This window comes from Streptomyces sp. NPDC002499 (assembly GCF_053595415.1).
The window spans coordinates 626,813-644,277 of the sequence record NZ_JBSFXO010000003.1 but is presented as its reverse complement, the minus strand read 5'-3'; the positions used below and the strand labels follow the sequence as shown (position 1 = coordinate 644,277).

Sequence of the window (17,465 nt, the reverse complement as noted above, 5' to 3'; positions counted from 1 at the left end):
CCCCTTCTCGGCTTCCGTGCCGGGTTCCTGTCCAACCTCGGCGGAAGTTGCGTCGGTTCGGGTGTCCGCACCCGGCGGACTCGACACAATGCGTTCATGTCCGATGACTGGCAGCAACAGATCGACGCGCTCCACGAGGAGTTGATCCGTCGTGACGACCCCGCCGCCTGGGTGCGCGAGGCCGACGCGATGGAGGGTGCCCGGCGCTATCCCCGACTCGCCCTGCGGGGACCGGTGTTCGGGATCGCGACCCAGGATCCGGCGGTGGGGCCCCGGTGGCGGGTGCTGAAGCCGGTCGTGGACCGGGTGCCGCAGATGGCGCGGGACGGGTTGCAGTCGTACCTGTTCTTCACCGCGAAGGACGACACCGACGACCGGGCCGTACGGCGTGAACTGCTGGCGGGCGTCGCCGTGTTGGAGCGCGAGCGGGTGGACGAGGTGACGGCCTGCGGGGTGCGCTACCGCGTCGTGCGCGGCGACGAGTTCGCGCGGATCGGCGACGGCGGCCCGGAGCCGCCCCGGCCCACCGACCCCGAGCCGACCATCCGGCTGTGGGACCGGCAGGCGCGCGACCACAAGCTCCGGGACGTCGGCTTCACCATCGACCCCGGGCTCGCCGAGGGCCCGTCCGCGGGGGCGATCCAACTCGGGCTGCGCGCCTTCACGTACACGGGCGCCCACTTCCCCGTCGAGGTCCGCACGGACTCCGAGAAGTCCGTCGCCACCCATCCGGAGCCGGTCCTGCTCCCCACCGGTTTCGGCGTGGTCGAGCGGGTCGAGCCCGAGGGCGGCTGGCGACCGCTCGGCGTCCTGGCACCGACCCCGCACGCGGCCCGCCGGATGCTGTACGACGGCCTGGCCGAGATGTGGGCGCTGCTGTTCGGCCTCGACGACAGGACCAAGGCCAGGTACGCGGCGGCGGCCCAGGAGTTCCGCGCTCTCGGGCGTGCGGACGAGTTCCGCGTCGACGACCGTCTCTTCCGGATCTGCCGGGTGGAGCGCATCCTGCGCACCGGCCCGAACGGCCCGGAGTCCCCGCGCCCTTCGGACGTGGACGCGTACGGCCCCATGAAGCTGCACCCGAGGATGTCGGAGGACGGCACGCTCACGCACGGCGACTGATCGGGCGGTGGGAAGAGAATGGCCCAGCGAGCAACCTCCCCAGGCCTCACCCTCCCTGCCACACAGGTGTTCCATTCAGGCCACCGCGCCCCGTAGCCTCTGCTGCGATGAACGCCATTCCCGCGCGACTGGACCATCTCGTCCTCGCGACCCCCGATCTGGCCGCGACGGTCGCCGACTTCACGCGGCGCACCGGTGTGGCGCCCGCGCCCGGCGGTGTCCATGTCGGCTTCGGCACCCGCAACTACCTTGTGTCGCTGGGCGGCCGCAGCTATCTGGAGATCATCGGACCCGACCCGGAACAGCCGGAGCCGAGCGGTCCCCGCCCCTTCGACGTCGACGAGCTGGCCGCCGCACGGACGGTGACCTGGGCGATCAGCCCGCCCGACCTGGACGCGGCGGTCGCGGGTGCCCGTGCGCGGGGCTACGATCCCGGCCGCATCCACCCGATGAGCCGGCGTCGTCCCGACGGCACCCTTCTGGAGTGGCGGCTGACCGACGGAGACACCGCGCACCCGTCAGGGCTGGTCCCGTTCCTCATCGACTGGCAGGCCTCCGACCACCCGACGGCGTCCGCTCTGCCCGCCACTCCCCTGCTGGCCCTGTCCGCGACGGCGCCCGACCCCGACGAGATCCGGCCGCTGCTGGCCGCGGTGGAGGCCGAACTCGCCCTGTCCGAGGGGCCGTTCGGTCTCTCGTTCACCGTGGACACGCCTCGGGGTCCGGTCACCTTCTGAGGGCGGCGGCGAGGGTCGGGCCCGCGTGTCCGATTCCTTCAAGACCCGGCGGGCGCGGCCTGCCTACGGTGCTCGCATGACTCCACAATTCTCCGTGATCGGCCTCGTCGTCTCCGACCTGGCCGCCTCGCTCGCCTTCTACCGTCGGCTCGGGCTCGTCTTTCCGGACGGGGCCGAGGAGTTGCCCCATGTCGAGGCCGAACTGCCCGGTGGGCTGAAGCTGGCCCTGGACACCGAGGAGACCATCCGTTCGTTCCACGCCGGGTGGCAGGCGCCGGTCGGCGGTGGGCGGGTCGCGCTCGCCTTCCGGTGTGCGGCGCCCGCCGAAGTCGACTCGGTGTACGAGGAGTTGGTCGGCGCCGGGTACCACGGGGAGCTCAAGCCGTGGGACGCGGTCTGGGGGCAGCGGTACGCGACGGTGCACGACCCGGACGGAAACGGCGTCGACCTGTTCGCGCCCCTGCCCCAGTAGCCGGCCCGCGCGCCGCTACCGCAGCAGTTCACCGAGCGGCAGTCCCGCCAACTCCTTGACGTCCCGCGCCAGATGGGCCTGGTCGGCGAAGCCGGCCGCGGCCGCGGTGTCCGCGAACGGCATGCCCCGGCGGGCCAGCCGCAGGGCGCGTTGCAGCCGTAGGACCCGGGCCAGCGTCTTGGGGCCGTAGCCGAAGGCGGACCGGGCTCGTCGGTGCAACTGGCGGGTACCCAGGCCGAGTTCGTCGGCGGTGGCGGCGACGGGGCGGCCCGCGTCGAGTGCCGTCACCAGGTGGCCGAGGAGCGGGTCGGGGGCGTCGGCGTCCGCCGCCAGGCGCAGGGCCGCCTCGTCGAGGCCGTGCGCCGGGTCGGGTGCCGCGTTCACGCGTGCGGTGAGCCGGTGTGCGCGGGCGGCCGGCCACAGTTCGGTGAGCTCCACGCGCCGGTCGCGCAGTTCGTGCGCGGGCACGCCCAGGAGCACGGGCGCGGTGCCGGGGTAGAAGCGGACGCCCGCCCAGGGGCTGGGGGCGCCCTCGGTGACGTATCCACGGGTGTCGGGTCCCGCGACCAGCAGTCGCCCCTCGTGCCACAGCAGATCCATGCAGCCGTCGGGCAGCACCCGTCCCGGTGCGGCCGGGGACGGCGTGTTCGTCCACACGACCGCGCCGGTCAGCCGGGACGCCCGTTCCGTGTACACATGGATCAGGCTACGCCCGGCGCCAGGGGCGGGCGCCGACGTTCCGTTCCGGGCGTCAGGAGCCCGCGCCGATCAGCGGGGCGTCCTCCGCGGCCCGGGCCCGGTGTTCCTGGGGGCTGACTCCGTAGACCCGTTTGAAGGCGCTGGACAGGGCGAAGGCGCTGCCGTAGCCGACCTGGCGGGCGATGCTGTCGAGGGTGGCGTCGGAGGCGCGCAGGCGGTCGGCGGCCAGGGCCAGGCGCCAGCCGGTCAGGTAGGTCATCGGGGGTTCGCCCACCAGCTCGGAGAAGCGGCGGGCCAGGGCCGCACGGGAGACGCCGGCCTTGGCAGCGAGGGACGCGACCGTCCACGGGTGGGCGGGGTCGTCCTGGAGGAGCCGCAGGACGCGGCCGACCACGGGGTCCGCGAGCGCCTGGTACCAGGCGGGAGCCGCGGCCTCCGGGCGGGAGAACCAGGCCCTGAGCGAGGCGATGACCAGCAGGTCGAGGAGGCGGTCCAGGACGACCTCCTGGCCGGGCTCGTCCCGGCCGATCTCCTCCATGAGGAGCGTGGTGAGCGGGCACTCCCAGACGTCGCCGGTGAGGGAGAGCAGCGGCGGCAGCGCGTCCAGCAGGCGTCCGCTGATCTCGCCCTGCATCAGGTACGTACCGATCAGCATGACGGTGGAACCGCCGAGCCGGTCGCCCCAGGTGCGCACTCCGAGGTCCATGGAGCCCTGGAGGGGGCGGCCGTCGGGGTAGGAGCACTCCGCGCCCGGCAGGATCAGCGCCTGCGGGGGCGTGGCGGGGTCGTCGGCGCACGTGTACGGGTCGGGGCCGCGGGCGATGGCGAGGTCGCCGGCGTGCAGCCGCAGCGGAGGTCCGGTGTCCGGGGTGATCCAGGCGTCACCGCGCACCATCAGCATCACGGTGAGCGGGGCGCGGTCCTCGACCCGGATCGCCCAGGGCGGGTCGAAGCACGCACGGATCATGAAGGCGCCACGCGCGCGTGGACCCTCCAGCAGGCCTGCGAGTGCGTCCATGGGGCCAGCGTAGACGCGCGATTATGGGAATGAGCCGTTCAGCGATGGTTCCTTGTGAAGTGCGGCAGTTGACTGGCCGCATGACAGACGACACGCAGAGCGAGCAGGGTATGACGGTCGTGGTGACGGGGGCCTCCGGGCGGACCGGGAGCCGGGTGGCGCAGGCCGCGGAGGCGGCGGGTCTGACGGTGCGGGCGGCGTCGCGTGCGCAGGGTTTCGACTGGCAGGACCGGTCGACGTGGGCCGCCACGCTGCGCGGCGCGGACGCGGCCTATCTGGCCTATCCGTCGGATGTGGGATCGCCGGACGCGGCCCGGGACGTGGGGCTGTTGGCGCGCGAGGCGGTGGAACTGGGCGTACGGCGGCTGGTGTTGCTGTCGGCGCGCGGTGAGGACCAGGCGCGGCCCACCGAGGCGGGGGTGAAGGAGTCCGGCGCGGACTGGACGGTCGTGCGGGCCGCGTGGTTCGCGCAGAACTTCAGCGAGGGGCCGTTGGTCGAAGAGCTGCGCCGGAGCGGGGAGTTGGTGTTCCCCGGCGGTGCGGTGCGGGAGCCGTTCATCGACGTGCGGGACATCGCGGACGTGGTGGTGGCCGTGCTGACGGCGGGCGAGCGGTACGTGGGGAAGGAGGTCGAGATCTCGGGGTCGCGGCTGCTGACCTTCGGGGACGGGGTCGCGGAGATCGCGCGGGCGACGGGGCGTGAGCTGACGTACCGGGCGGTGTCGCCGCGCGAGTACGGGGCGCACCTGACCGGGTTCGGGGTGCCGGAGCCGGAGGCGGAGTTCCTGGTGGAGGTGTTCGGGACGCTGCTGGACGGCCGCAACTCCCGTCTGTCGAACGGCGTCCAGGAGATCCTCGGGCGCGAGCCGCGCGACTTCGCGGACTTCGCCCGGGAGGCCGCGGCGGCCGGCACCTGGAAGGCCTGAGCCGGCGGACCGCTCGGCCGACGGACGGCCCACGAGCCCTCCCGCTTCCGTTGCGGACCCCTCAGGAACCCTCCCGTTTGCGGGGCGGATGCGTGCTCTTGGCGTGGGTGCGCAGGCGTGAGGTCACGTCCTCCGGGGGGAGGAAGCGCGACCAGCGCTCCGGGAACTCCGAGGGCATGTCCGGGTCCTCGGGGTCATGGTCGGGATCGTGGTCGGGGCCGCGGACGGCGGCGGCCCGGGCCGCGTACTCGGCGACCTGCGCCTCGCGCAGCCGCTCGTTGGAGGCGCGGGCCGCGGCGGTGGCGGCGGTCGGCCAGATCCGGTCGATCGCGGCGTTGACCGCGGCCCCGACCAGGACGGCGAACGCGGACACGCCGATCCACAGCAGCACGGCGACGGCCGCGGCGAGCGAGCCGTAGATGGTGGCGCCCTCGATGGTGCTGGTGATGTAGATGCGCAGCAGGAAGCTGCCCAGCACCCACATGCCCAGCGCCACCAGGGCGCCCGGCACGTCCTCGATCCAGGGCGAACGCACGGGTACGGACACGTGGTAGAGCGTCGTCAGGAAGACGACGGACAGGACGATCACCACGGGCCAGTACAGGACCTGTACGAGGGTCTCCGACCACGGCACGACCCCCACCACCGCGTCGGGCCCGGCGACCATCAGCGGCAGCGCGACCGAGCCGATCAGCAGGCCCACGATGAACAGCAGGAACGACATCACTCGGGTCTTGACGATGCCGCGGACGCCGTCGAGGCCGTACATGACGGTGATGGTGTCGATGAAGACGTTCACCGCGCGGGAGCCCGACCACAGGGCGAACAGGAAGCCGACCGAGATGACGTCGGGCCGGCCGCCCTTCACCACGTCGTGCAGGATCGGCTGGGCGATCTCGGCCACGCCCTTGTCGGACAGGACGGTGCGGGACGCCTCCAGGATGTTGTTCTCGAGGCTGGTGATGGTGTCGGTGCCGGTCCAGTCGTCGACGTAGCCGAGCAGACCGATGAGGCTGAGCAGCAGCGGTGGCACGGACAGCAGCGTGAAGAACGCGGCCTCGGCGGCGAGGCCCAGGATCCGGTACTCCATGCACGAGTTGACGGTGTCCTTGAGCAACAGCCAGGCGGTCCGGCGCTTCGAGACGTTCCGATAGAGGGCACGCGCCCGGTGGAGACGGCCGGAGGGCCGTTGTGGGGAGTCACTTGCTGGCTGCACGACCTAAAGGTATCCGCCGTGGCTGCGTGCACTCATCCTCGGCCCGGCAAAAACGAACGAATTTTCTGTCATGACCGTGATGGCCGGTTTGTTCGCTCGCTCAATCGGTCATTTCTGTAAACGCCACACGTCGGCGACTTGATCACGAATCCCAGAGGGTCAGAAACAAGCCAATGGCTGAAACCCCCTTGAACCATTCGTGAAGTTTCCGAAAGAATCCGCCTTGCATTCGTTGCGTTCGCTGAGGACGACTCAGACGCACACGACACGGGGGACATCGAGGGTCTCTGACCAGGACCCGATCCAGTCGCGTTACCCGTGGTCCGCATGGGATCCATGCGGATCGCGCCGTGCTGCCCTGCGCCATTTTCACGCGACCACTCGACACACATCCGCACCATTCTGAACTCGAATCCAACCCTTTCCCAATGTTCTGGAATTTCGCCCTGCCCTGAACAGCGGAGCGAATTCCTTCGTACTTATTTCCGGGGAATTCGTATGCCTGTTCCGTATCCATTGACGCGCACACCACCGCCGCCACCGGCCCCGCCGGACGGCGCGGACTCCGCCGCGCCGCGGATCGTCGGTGTGGACACCGCCCGCGGTCTCGCACTGCTCGGGATGTTCTCCGTACATGTGTACGGGGCCTTCGCCTCGGACGGTTCGCCCACCCCGGCGTGGATGTTCGCGGGCGGCCGGTCTGCGGCCACGTTCGCGCTGCTGGCCGGGGTGGGCCTGGCGTTCACCACCGGCGGGCGCCGACCGGTCGTGGGGCGCCCGCAGTACGCGGCGGTCGCCACCCGGGCGGCGCTGATCGGGCTCACCGGGCTCCTGCTGGGCTATGCCTCGCGCGCCGCGGACCTCGGCGTGGACGTGATCCTCGCGTTCTACGCCCTGCTGTTCCTGTTCTCGATCCCCTTACTCCGCCTGCGCCCCCGCACCCTGGCGGCGCTCTCCCTCACCCTGGCCCTGGCCGGTCCCGTAGCCGTGCACCTCCTGCGCGGTGTGCTTCCCGAGCCGGCCTTCGACGGCGACCCCGTCCTCACCGACGTGGTCACCGATCCGCTCGGGCTGCTCTCGGACCTGCTGGTGCACGGCAACTACCCGGTGGTCGCATGGATGACGTATCTGTGCGCGGGACTCGCCGTAGGCCGGCTGGACCTGACGTCCGTACGGATCGCACAGCGGCTGCTGCTGGGCGGGCTCGCCCTGGCGGCCGGTGCCTGGCTCACCGCCACCGCCTGGCTCACGCAGTTCGGCGGGCTGTGGCACCTGTGGCGGGCCGAGTTCGCGGACACTCCGTGGCGCGAGGCCCGGCCCGAGGTGCTGTGGGACACCGGCGACGACGCCACCTGGTGGTCGCTCATCTCCCGCGCCCCGCACTCGACCTCACCGTTCGACCTGCTCCAGACCCTCGGTTCGGCGTGCGCCCTGCTCGGCGCCGCCCTCCTGCTGACCCGGCTCACCCCCACCCGCCGGCTGCTCGGCCCCCTCACCGCGGCGGGCACCATGCCGCTCACCCTCTACTGCGCCCACGTCCTGCTCCTCGCCACGGGCGCCCTGGGCGACTCCCCCGACCTCCTGTACGGCCTGCTCGCCGCGGGTTCGCTGCTTTTCGCCGTCTGCTGGCGGCGCGCGGTGGGCCGCGGACCGCTGGAGGCCGGCATCGCCGTGATCGCCGGAAAGGCGCGTCAAGTTACCCGGCCGTCGGTGGAACCGCAGAGCTCACAAAGCTCGTAAAGCATGTAAAACCAGTAAGGAGCACACGTGGTGGGAAAAACCGACACGGTCACCGAGAGCGTCCTCGCGGAGGTGCTGGCCGGTGTAGTACGCAAGGAACACATACCGGTGGACAGCCACTTCTTCGACGATCTCGGTGCCAATTCCCTTGTCATGGCCCACTTCTGTGCCCGCGTCAGGAAGCGCGAGGATCTGCCGTCGGTGTCGATGAAGGACGTCTACGGCCATCCCACGATCCGCCGTCTGGCCGCGGCCCTCGACACGGCACCGGCCGTCGCGCCGGCCGCCGAGGTCGTGGCCCCGGCCCCGCCGCCCGGCAGCACCCCGCGCTATCTCCTGTGCGGCGCGCTCCAGTTGCTCGTCTTCGCGGCCTACTGCCTGCTCGCCGGACTGGTGCTCGGCCGGGGCTACGAGTGGATCTCCGCCACCGACGCCGTGGTCTCGGTCTACCTGCGGTCGCTGGTCTTCGGCGCCGCGGTGTTCGCCGGTGCCTGCGTCCTGCCGGTGGTCGCCAAGTGGCTGCTGGTGGGCCGCTGGAAGGAGACGGAGTTCCCGGTCTGGAGCCTGGCCTACGTCCGCTTCTGGACCGTCAAGGCGCTGCTGCACGCCAACCCGCTGATCCTGTTCACCGGCAGCCCGCTGTACGTGCTGTACCTGCGGGCGCTGGGCGCGCGGATCGGCAAGGGCGTCACGATCCTGACCCACTCGGTGCCGGTCTGCACCGACCTGCTGACGGTCGGCGCCGGCACGGTGCTCCGCAAGGACTCCTACCTGCTCTGCTACCGCGCGGAGGCCGGCCGCATCCGCACCGGCCGCGTGACGCTCGGCAGCGACGTGTACATCGGTGAGAAGACCGTCCTGGAGATCGGCACGACGATGGGCGACGGCGCCCAACTCGGCCACTCCTCCGCCCTGTACGGCGGCGCCGCGGTCCCGGCGGGCGAGCGCTGGCACGGCTCCCCGGCCGTCCGCACCGACGTCGACTACATCCGCGTACCACCGGCCCGCTGCACCACCCTGCGCCGGACCCTGTTCGGACTCGGCGGACTGCTCCAGACGGTGTTCGTGTACGTCCCGCTCGCGGTCGGCGGCTCGTATCTGCTGCTCACCCTGCTGCCCGCCCTGGACACCCTGCTCGACCCGACCCGCCAACAGCTGGACTCGGCCGAGTTCTACTGCGAGGCACTGGGGCTGTCCGTCGGCCTGTTCGTGGCCTCCGTCCTCGTCGGCCTCGCCGTCGTGACGCTGATCCCGCGTCTGCTGAAGCCGTTCCTGCGCCCGGACCGGGTCTATCCGCTCTACGGCTTCCACTACTCGGTGCAGCGCGCGATCGCCCGCATGACCAACATCAAGTTCTTCAAGTGGCTGTGCGGCGACAGCTCGTACATCGTCCACTACCTGCGGGCCATCGGCTACGACCTCTCGCACGTGGAGCAGACCGGCTCCAACTTCGGTACGGAGGTGTCGCACGAGACGCCGTACCTGGCGACCGTGGGCAGCGGCACGATGGTCGCGGACGGTCTGTCGATCGTGAACGCCGACTTCTCCGCGACCTCCTTCCGGGTCACCCGGGCGACGATCGGACCGCACAACTTCCTCGGCAACAACATCGCCTACCCCAGCGGCGGCCGCACCGGCGACAACTGCCTGCTCGCGACCAAGGTGATGGTCCCGCTGGACGGCGAACTCCGCGAGGGCGTGGGCCTGTTGGGCTCGCCCTCCTTCGAGATCCCGCGCTCGGTGGAGCGCGACTCCCGCTTCGACCACCTGCGCGAGGGCCCCGAACTGGCGCGCCGGCTGGCCGCGAAGAACCGCTACAACCTGCGCTCGATGGGCCTGTTCCTGTTCGTGCGCTGGCTGCACTGGTTCGCGATGACGGTCCTCGGCTTCGCCGCCGTCGACCTCTACGGCGCGAGCGGCGCCCTCGGCGGTCTGCTGATCGGCGCCTCGCTCATGGTGGGCCTGGTGTTCAGCACCGGCTACTACGTGCTGGTGGAGCGGATGATCGGCCGGTTCAGGTCGCTGGAGCCGACGCTGTGCTCGATCTACGACCCGTGGTTCTGGTGGCAGGAGCGCCTGTGGAAGGTGCCGGACAACCACCTCGTCGTCTTCAACGGGACGCCGTACAAGAACCTCGTCTGGCGGCTGCTGGGCGTCCGGCTGGGCCGTCGGGTCTTCGACGACGGCGCCTACATCACCGAGCGCACGCTGACCGCGATCGGCGACGACTGCACGCTCGCCGCGCACACCAAGGTGCAGGCCCACTCCCAGGAGGACGGCACCTACAAGTCCGAGCGCATCACCATCGGCGCCGGCTGCACGCTCGGCACCGGAGCGCTGGTGCACTACGGCGTCTCGATGGGCGACGGCGCCCTGCTGGCACCCGACTCCTTCCTGATGAAGGGCGAGGAGATGCCGGCGGCGGCGCACTGGGGCGGGAATCCGGCGGTGCCCGTGACGGCGGCGCCGGTGACAGGGGGGTCCGCGCGAGCGGTGCCTGTGAACGGGGCGGCCCGCAACGGGGTGCCCGCCAAGGGGGGAAAGACATGAGGGAACCGATCCCGCACTGGACGCTGACTCCGGTGCCGGGCACGGCGGAGTACGAGGTCCCGCTGCCGCCGGGGCAGCGGACCGGGCCGACCGCGCTCGCGTCCGCGCACGCCAAGGTGCTGGCCGCGCTGACCGGTGAGCCGGGCGCCGAGGACGACGACCTGGACGTGAGTGTCACGGACGGGGTGCTGCGGCTGCGCTATCGCACCGACGTCCTGGACGCCGAGGCGGCCGCGCGGATCGCCGGCTACCACCTGACCGCGCTCGCCGAACCCGACCGGCCCACGCTGCTGTCGGAGGAGGAACTCCGCTTCCAGCTCGACGAGTTGGCGGGACCGGTGCGAGACCTGCCGGACCGGCGGGTGCACGAGCTGTTCGAGGAGCGGGTCGCCGCCCACCCGGACGCCGTGGCGGCCGTGCAGGGCGACCGGCAGTGGACGTACCGGGAGCTCAACTCCCGGGCCAACCGCGTCGGTCGGGCACTGCTCGCGCGCGGTCTGGAGCGCGAGGGCGTGGTCGCCGTCATCATGGAGCGGAACCTGGACTGGCTCGCGTCTGTCCTGGCCGTCCTGAAGGCGGGCGGGGTGTACCTGCCGGTCGAGCCGCACTTCCCGGCCGACCGCATCGCCCGCACCCTCGGCCGGGCCGGCTGCGGCCTCGTCCTGACCGAGCGGGGCAGCGACACCAACCTGGAGTCGCTCGACCGGCTGTTCGTGGAGACGGCGTACGCCGAGGACCACGCCGACGGTGATCTGGGCATGCCCGTCACCGCCGACCAGGCCGCGTACATCTACTTCACCTCCGGCTCCACGGGCGAGCCCAAGGGCGCGATGTGCGAGCACGCCGGGTTCGTCAACCACGTCCTCGCCAAGATCGAGGACCTGGGTTTCGAGACCGGGGGCACGGTCGCGCAGACGGCACCCCAGTGCTTCGACATCTCCCTGTGGCAGCTGGTCTCGGCGCTGCTGGTCGGCGGGCGCACGCTGCTGGTCGGGCAGGAGACGATCCTCGACGTGTCGGCCTTCGTGGACACGATCGCCCGCGGCCGGGTGAACGTGGTCCAGATCGTGCCGTCGTATCTGGAGGCCGTCCTCGCCGAGTTGGAGCAGCGCCCGCGCGAACTGCCCGACCTGCGCTGTGTGTCGGTCACCGGCGAGGCGGTCAAGCAGGAGCTGGTGCAACGCTGGTTCACCGCGATGCCCGGCATCCGGCTCGTCAACGCCTATGGCCTGACGGAGACTTCGGACGACACCAACCACGAGGTCATGCACGAGGTGCCGACCGGGGACCGGGTGCCGCTGGGGCGGCCGATCCGCAATGTACGGGTGTACGTCGTCGACGAGGACCTGGTGCCCGTACCGCTCGGCGCGCCCGGCGAGATCGTCTTCTCCGGGGTCTGCGTGGGACGCGGCTACGTCAACGACCCCGAGCGCACCCGGGCCGCCTTCACCGAGGACCCCTACCGGCCCGGCGAGCGGCTGTACCGCAGCGGCGACCACGGGCGCTGGCGGCCCGACGGGAAGCTGGAGTTCCTCGGCCGGCGCGACAGCCAGGTGAAGATCCGCGGCTTCCGCGTCGAACTCGGCGAGGTCGAGAACGCGCTGCTGCGGGTGCCCGGCGTGCGGGACGGCGCGGTGGTGGTCGTGGGCGGTGTGCGCCTGGTGGCGTTCTGCACCGGGCCGCACCCGGTGGACGCCGAGAAGGTACGGGAGGTGCTGGGGGCCTCGCTCCCGGCCTACATGGTCCCGTCCCTGGTGCACTGGCGGGACGTGCTGCCGCTGACCGCCAACGGCAAGACCGACCGCAAGTCGCTGACCGCGCTCGCCGAGGACCTCGACGCCGCCGGGTCCGGCACCCCGGACACACCGGGTGAGCGGCGGCTGGCCGCGGCCTGGGCCGAGGTGCTCGGCATCCCGGCGCAGCGGATCGGCCGCCGGGACCACTTCTTCGACCGCGGCGGGACCTCGCTGTCCGCCGTGAAGCTCGCGATCGTCCTGGACCGGGCGATCACCCTCAAGGACGTCACCCGTCACCCGGTCCTCGCGGACCTGGCCGGGCTGCTCGACCAGCACCACTGAAAGGGACAACCCGCAATGTCGTACACCTCTGAAGCCACGCTTCCGGGCCTGGAACTCGCGCCCGGCGCTCCACCCCTGCTGCACGCCAAGTCCGATCTCCACCCGGCCAATTGGGTCGCCGCCCACCGGGACGCGCTGCACGCCGTCCTCCTTGAGCACGGCTGTGTGCTGGTCCGCGGGCTGGGGCTCGCCGACCCCGACGCGACCGAGGCCGTCGCCCGCCGGCTGACCGACCGGCTGATGTCCGACCGGGAGCCCTTCGCGCCCCGGCGCGGCTACGCGGACGGCGTGTACTCGTCGACCAAGTGGCCGCCGAACCAGCAGATGTGCATGCACCACGAGGTCAGCTACGGCCTGGAGTTCCCCGGCCTGCTGCTGTTCGCCGGTCTGGAGGCGCCCGAGTCCGGCGGCGCGACCGCGGTCGCCGACGCGTCGGCGGTGCTGCAGAGCCTGCCGGCCGCGCTGGTCGAGCGGTTCGAGCGGGAGGGCTGGCTGCTGACCCGCTCGTACAACGACGAGATCGGGGCCTCGGTCCAGGAGGCCTTCGGCACCGACGACCGCGGCGCGGTCGAGCGCTACTGCCGCGCCCAGGGCATCGAGTTCGCCTGGCAGGGCGACGGTTCGCTGCGCACCCGGCAGCGGCGCAGTGCGGTGCTGCGCCATCCGGTGAGCGGGCGGCGCTGCTGGTTCAACCAGATCGCCTTCCTCAACGAATGGACCATGGAACCCGAAGTGCGCGACTACCTGGTGGACGAGTACGGCTCCGACGGACTGCCCTTCAACACCCGCTTCGGCGACGGCGATCCGATCGGCGAGGACGTGGTGCTGGAGATCAACGAGGCCTACGCGGCGCACACCGTGCGCGAGCCGTGGCGCTCGGGGGATCTGCTGCTGGTGGACAACATCCGTACCGCGCACGGCCGGGAGCCGTTCGAGGGACCGCGCGAGGTGCTGGTGGCGTTCGGGAACCCGGTGGGGCGCACGGAGTGCGAGGTGAGCGGCGTATGAGCACGGCCGCACCGGACTTCGCCGTCATCTCCGGCGAGCAGGTCCAACAGGCGCTGAGCGGACGGGAGTCCGAGATCGGCGAACTCGTCGAGGCCGTGTACCGGCTGCACGGGGAGGGCGACTCGGTGAACCCGCCGTCGTACTTCCTGCGCTTCCCGGACCGGCCGTCGTCCCGGATCATCGCGCTGCCGGCCTCGCTGGGCGGGCCGTTGCCGGTGGACGGGCTGAAGTGGATCTCCAGTTTTCCGGAGAACACCAAGTCGGGGCTGCCACGGGCGTCGGCGGTGCTGATCCTGAACGACCCCGACACGGGCTATCCGTTCGCCTGTCTGGAGAGCTCGGTGATCAGCGCGACGCGGACGGCGTCCTCGGCGGCGCTGGCCGCGGACCGGCTGAGCCGGACGCGGACGCGTCCGACGCGGGTCGGTTTCATCGGCACCGGGCTCATCGCACGCTATGTGCACACTCATCTCACCGGCACCGGCTGGGAGTTCGAGGAGACGGGCGTGCACGACCTGAACGCAGACAGCGCGGCCGGGTTCCGCGGCTATCTGGAACGGTCGGACGCCAAGGGCCGGATCACCGTGCACGACGATCCGGAGTCCCTGATCCGCTCGTCGGACCTGGTGGTCTTCGCGACCGTCGCGTCCGCGCCGTACATCCACGACCCGTCCTGGTTCGCCCACCATCCGCTGGTGCTGCACGTGTCGCTGCGGGACCTCGACCCGAAGATCCTGCTCGACTCGGCGAACTTCGTCGACGACGTCGAGCACTGCCTGAAGGCCGAGACCTCCCCGCACCTGGCCGAACAGCTCACCGGCGGGCGGGAGTTCCTGGACGGGACGCTGAACGACGTACTGACCGGGCGGGCCACCGTCCCGGGTGACCGGACGGTGGTGTTCTCGCCGTTCGGACTGGGGGTGCTCGACCTGGCGGTCGGCAGGTTCGTCCATGACGAAGTGGCCCGAAGGGGCGGGCTGCACGTCGTCGACGGGTTCTTCCACGAGCTGCGCCGGTACGGCTGACGGCCATGCACGTGGCGCATGAGGAGGGGGGCGTCATGCCCGTAATTTCTGAACCGGCACAGTTCAACGAGGACGAGCTCTATGTCGACCTTCGGGCCGCACTGGGGCTCCCGCTCTACCTGAAGTGCGAGGGATTCAACTTCGCCGGCTCCGTGAAGCTGAAGGCGGCGACCGAGATGGTCGACGCCGCCGAGCGGCAGGGCCTGTTGCGGCCCGGCTCGGTGCTCGTGGAGTCGTCGTCCGGGAACCTGGGCGTGGCCCTGAGCGTGATCGCCGCGAGCCGGGGCCACCGGTTCCTGTGCGTGACCGACTCGCGCTGCAACCTGCCGACGATCCGGTTGATGGAGGCGCTCGGCACCCGGGTGCACGTCATCAGGGAACCGGACGTGCACGGCGGGTTCCTGGGCGCGCGGATCGCGTACGTACGGGCGCTGTGCGCGTCCGACGACCGGTACGTGTGGCTCAACCAGTACACCAACCAGGGCAATTGGCGGGCGCACTTCCGCACCACCGCGCCGGCCATCGCCCGTCGCTTCCCGGACCTGGACGTCCTGTTCGTCGGGGCCGGCACGACCGGGACCCTGATGGGCTGCGCCCGCTGGTTCTGGCAGTGGCGGCGCCGGGTGCACATCGTCGCCGTCGACAGCGTCGGCTCGGTGAGCTTCGGCGGCCCGGCGGGACCGCGGATGATTCCCGGCCTCGGCACGAGCGTGCCGCCGCCCATGCTCGACGAGTCCTACGTCAACGACGTGGTCCGCGTCGAGGAGACCGACACCGTGCTCGCCTGCCGTCGCCTCGCCGCCCGCGGCTTCCTGTTCGGCGGCTCGACGGGCACGGTCGTCAGCGGCGCCGGCCAGTGGCTGGCCCGCAACGGCCGGGCCGGCCTCACCTCGGTGGCCATCGCCCCGGACCTCGGCGAACGCTACCTCGACACCGTCTACCACGAGGACTGGCCCCTCACGCCGACCGAGACGGTCGCCAGCCTCGACACCGAGGAGGCGGTGGCGATGGCCCGCCCGGCCTGACGGGGTGACGGGCGCGGGCCTGACGGTTGCTTCCGGGCAGGTCCGTGCGCGGTAGGTTCGCGGGCATGGCGCGAACGACCCACACCGTGACCAACCAGGCCCCGCCCCTGACCGGGTACGACGTCTACTCCGCCGACCGCGTCCTGACGGAGGCGGTCGAGCGGCATCTCGATCCGGCGCTGTCCGAGGAGGCCGGTGCCGAACTGGCCGCCCTCGGGCGGGCCGCCGGGTCGGCGCAGGTGCAGGAGTGGGGGGTGCAGGCCAACGAGAACCCGCCGCGGCTGCGGACGCACGACCGGCACGGGCATCGGATCGACGAGGTCGAGTTCCATCCGGCCTGGCACCGGCTGCTCGGCAAGGGCGTCGCGGCGGGGCTGACGGCCGCCTGGGACCGGCCCGGCGGCCATGTCCGCCGGGCCGCCGCGTTCCTGGTGTGGACGCAGGTCGAGGCCGGCAACTGCTGCCCCCTGTCGATGACCCACGCGGCGGTGCCCGCCCTGCGCACCGACCCGGACCTGGCCGCGGAGTGGGAGCCGCGGCTGACGTCGACGGTCTACGACCGCGAACTGCGCCCCGCCCACCTCAAGGCCGGGGCGCTGTTCGGGATGGGCATGACGGAGAAGCAGGGCGGCAGCGACGTACGGACGAACGCCACGGCCGCGCGGCCGCTCGACGAGGACGGCACCTACGAGCTGACCGGGCACAAGTGGTTCTGCTCGGCGCCGATGTCGGACGGCTTTCTGGTGCTGGCGCAGGCTCCCGGCGGACTCACCTGCTTCCTGGTTCCGCGCGTGCTGGCGGACGGCACCCGGAACGTGTTCCTGCTCCAGCGGCTCAAGGACAAGCTGGGCAACCGGTCGAACGCTTCGAGCGAGGTCGAGTTCGACGGGACCTGGGCGCGCCGGGTCGGCGCGGAGGGGCACGGGGTGCGCACGATCATCGACATGGTGACGGCGACCCGGCTGGACTGCGTGATCGGGTCGGCAGGGCTGATGCGGCAGGCCGTCGCCCAGGCGGTCCATCACTGCGGCCACCGCGAGGCGTTCGGCTCCAAGCTCGTCGACCAGCCGCTGATGCGCAACGTGCTGGCCGACCTCGCGCTGGAGTCCGAGGCCGCCACCACCCTCGCCCTGCGGCTCGCGGCGGCCTACGACGACGGGGGCGAGCAGGAACGGGCGCTGCTGCGGATCGCGGTGCCGGCCGCCAAGTACTGGGTGACCAAGCGCTGTTCGCCGGTCGCGGTCGAGGCCGCCGAGTGCCTGGGCGGCAACGGCTATGTCGAGGAGTCGGGGTTGCCCCGGCTGGTGCGCGAGTCGCCGCTCAACTCGGTGTGGGAGGGCGCGGGCAACGTCCAGGCGCTGGACGTGCTGCGGGCGCTGCGCAGGGAGCCGGCCGCGCTGGACGCGTATCTCCAGGAGGTGGGCCGGGCGCGGGGCGCGGACCACCGGCTGGACGGGGCGATCAAGGGCGTGCTGACCGAACTCGCCGATCTGGAGGGCATGGAGGGACGGGCGCGGCGGCTGGTGGAGCAGCTCGCGCTGGTGCTCCAGGGGTCACTGCTGGTCCGGTTCGCGCCATCCGAGGTCGCGGACGCCTTCTGCGCCGCACGGTTGGGCAGCGACGGGGGTGCGACCTTCGGGACGCTGCCGTCCACGCTCGACCTGGCGTCGGTGGTGGAGCGGGCCCGGCCACTGTCCTGACCTGCGTGGGAGCCGGACGCGGGGGTGGTGCTGCGCCGACACGGCACCACCCCCGCCCAGTGGCCCGTAGACAGGCCTGGTACGCCGCTCGGGACGGCGTTGCTCAAGTTTCAACCAGGGTTTGGCAGTTCACCAGGGTTGCAGAGGGT

At 71.7% G+C, this 17,465-nt stretch carries 14 protein-coding genes; 11 read left to right on the top strand and 3 right to left on the bottom strand.

The window, feature by feature from the left end:
• The first annotated feature begins 96 nt into the window (after positions 1–96).
• The 3 genes from ACWD5F_RS10770 (at position 97) to ACWD5F_RS10760 (ending at position 2,331) form a co-directional block, all read left to right on the top strand.
• Positions 97–1,122 (top strand): DUF5954 family protein, encoded by a 1,026-nt coding sequence (locus tag ACWD5F_RS10770; RefSeq protein WP_451253076.1) that lies wholly within the window; start codon positions 97–99, stop codon positions 1,120–1,122.
• Positions 1,123–1,229: 107 nt separating this feature from the next.
• Positions 1,230–1,859 carry a VOC family protein gene (locus ACWD5F_RS10765; protein WP_451253074.1) on the top strand — a complete coding sequence of 210 codons (630 nt, stop codon included), beginning with the start codon at positions 1,230–1,232 and terminating at the stop codon, positions 1,857–1,859.
• 76 nt (positions 1,860–1,935) lie between these two features.
• On the top strand, positions 1,936–2,331 hold the full coding sequence (locus tag ACWD5F_RS10760) for a VOC family protein (protein ID WP_451253072.1): 396 nt from the start codon (positions 1,936–1,938) through the stop codon (positions 2,329–2,331).
• Positions 2,332–2,346: 15 nt separating this feature from the next.
• Here ACWD5F_RS10760 and ACWD5F_RS10755 read toward each other — a convergent pair whose 3' ends face one another.
• Complete coding sequence (locus ACWD5F_RS10755) at positions 2,347–3,027, bottom strand: helix-turn-helix domain-containing protein (protein ID WP_451253070.1); 681 nt, start codon at positions 3,025–3,027, stop codon at positions 2,347–2,349.
• Between the two features lie 55 nt (positions 3,028–3,082).
• Positions 3,083–4,048 carry a cupin domain-containing protein gene (locus ACWD5F_RS10750; protein ID WP_451253068.1) on the bottom strand — a complete coding sequence of 322 codons (966 nt, stop codon included), beginning with the start codon at positions 4,046–4,048 and terminating at the stop codon, positions 3,083–3,085.
• 80 nt (positions 4,049–4,128) lie between these two features.
• Between ACWD5F_RS10750 and ACWD5F_RS10745 the strand changes: the two genes are divergently transcribed.
• Entirely contained in the window at positions 4,129–4,974 is an 846-nt protein-coding gene (locus ACWD5F_RS10745; RefSeq protein ID WP_451253066.1) for an NmrA family NAD(P)-binding protein, read from the top strand.
• 61 nt (positions 4,975–5,035) lie between these two features.
• Here the strand turns inward: ACWD5F_RS10745 and ACWD5F_RS10740 are convergent, their stop codons facing one another.
• Positions 5,036–6,190, bottom strand: coding sequence for a YihY/virulence factor BrkB family protein (locus tag ACWD5F_RS10740; protein ID WP_401717384.1), 1,155 nt, complete (start codon positions 6,188–6,190; stop codon positions 5,036–5,038).
• Positions 6,191–6,688: 498 nt separating this feature from the next.
• Between ACWD5F_RS10740 and ACWD5F_RS10735 the strand changes: the two genes are divergently transcribed.
• The 7 genes from ACWD5F_RS10735 to ACWD5F_RS10705 all read left to right on the top strand — a co-directional run bounded on the left by ACWD5F_RS10735 (position 6,689) and on the right by ACWD5F_RS10705 (position 17,316).
• Positions 6,689–7,930: a heparan-alpha-glucosaminide N-acetyltransferase domain-containing protein gene (locus ACWD5F_RS10735; protein ID WP_451253064.1), complete on the top strand. Its 1,242-nt coding sequence runs from the start codon at positions 6,689–6,691 to the stop codon at positions 7,928–7,930.
• Between the two features lie 30 nt (positions 7,931–7,960).
• The gene (locus tag ACWD5F_RS10730; protein ID WP_451253062.1) at positions 7,961–10,480 is read left to right on the top strand and encodes a Pls/PosA family non-ribosomal peptide synthetase; all 2,520 of its coding nucleotides are present in this window, start codon (positions 7,961–7,963) and stop codon (positions 10,478–10,480) included.
• Positions 10,477–12,558 (top strand): non-ribosomal peptide synthetase, encoded by a 2,082-nt coding sequence (locus tag ACWD5F_RS10725; protein WP_451253060.1) that lies wholly within the window; start codon positions 10,477–10,479, stop codon positions 12,556–12,558. The genes ACWD5F_RS10730 and ACWD5F_RS10725 overlap by 4 nt, the downstream gene beginning before the upstream one ends.
• Positions 12,559–12,573: 15 nt before the next feature.
• Positions 12,574–13,566 carry a TauD/TfdA family dioxygenase gene (locus ACWD5F_RS10720; RefSeq protein WP_451253058.1) on the top strand — a complete coding sequence of 331 codons (993 nt, stop codon included), beginning with the start codon at positions 12,574–12,576 and terminating at the stop codon, positions 13,564–13,566.
• Positions 13,563–14,591 carry a 2,3-diaminopropionate biosynthesis protein SbnB gene (gene sbnB, locus ACWD5F_RS10715; RefSeq protein ID WP_451253056.1) on the top strand — a complete coding sequence of 343 codons (1,029 nt, stop codon included), beginning with the start codon at positions 13,563–13,565 and terminating at the stop codon, positions 14,589–14,591. The genes ACWD5F_RS10720 and sbnB overlap by 4 nt, the downstream gene beginning before the upstream one ends.
• A gap of 35 nt (positions 14,592–14,626) precedes the next feature.
• Entirely contained in the window at positions 14,627–15,616 is a 990-nt protein-coding gene (gene sbnA / locus ACWD5F_RS10710) for a 2,3-diaminopropionate biosynthesis protein SbnA (RefSeq protein WP_451253054.1), read from the top strand.
• Between the two features lie 65 nt (positions 15,617–15,681).
• Positions 15,682–17,316, top strand: a complete 1,635-nt coding sequence (locus tag ACWD5F_RS10705; protein ID WP_451253052.1) for an acyl-CoA dehydrogenase family protein — start codon at positions 15,682–15,684, stop codon at positions 17,314–17,316.
• Positions 17,317–17,465: the final 149 nt, after the last annotated feature.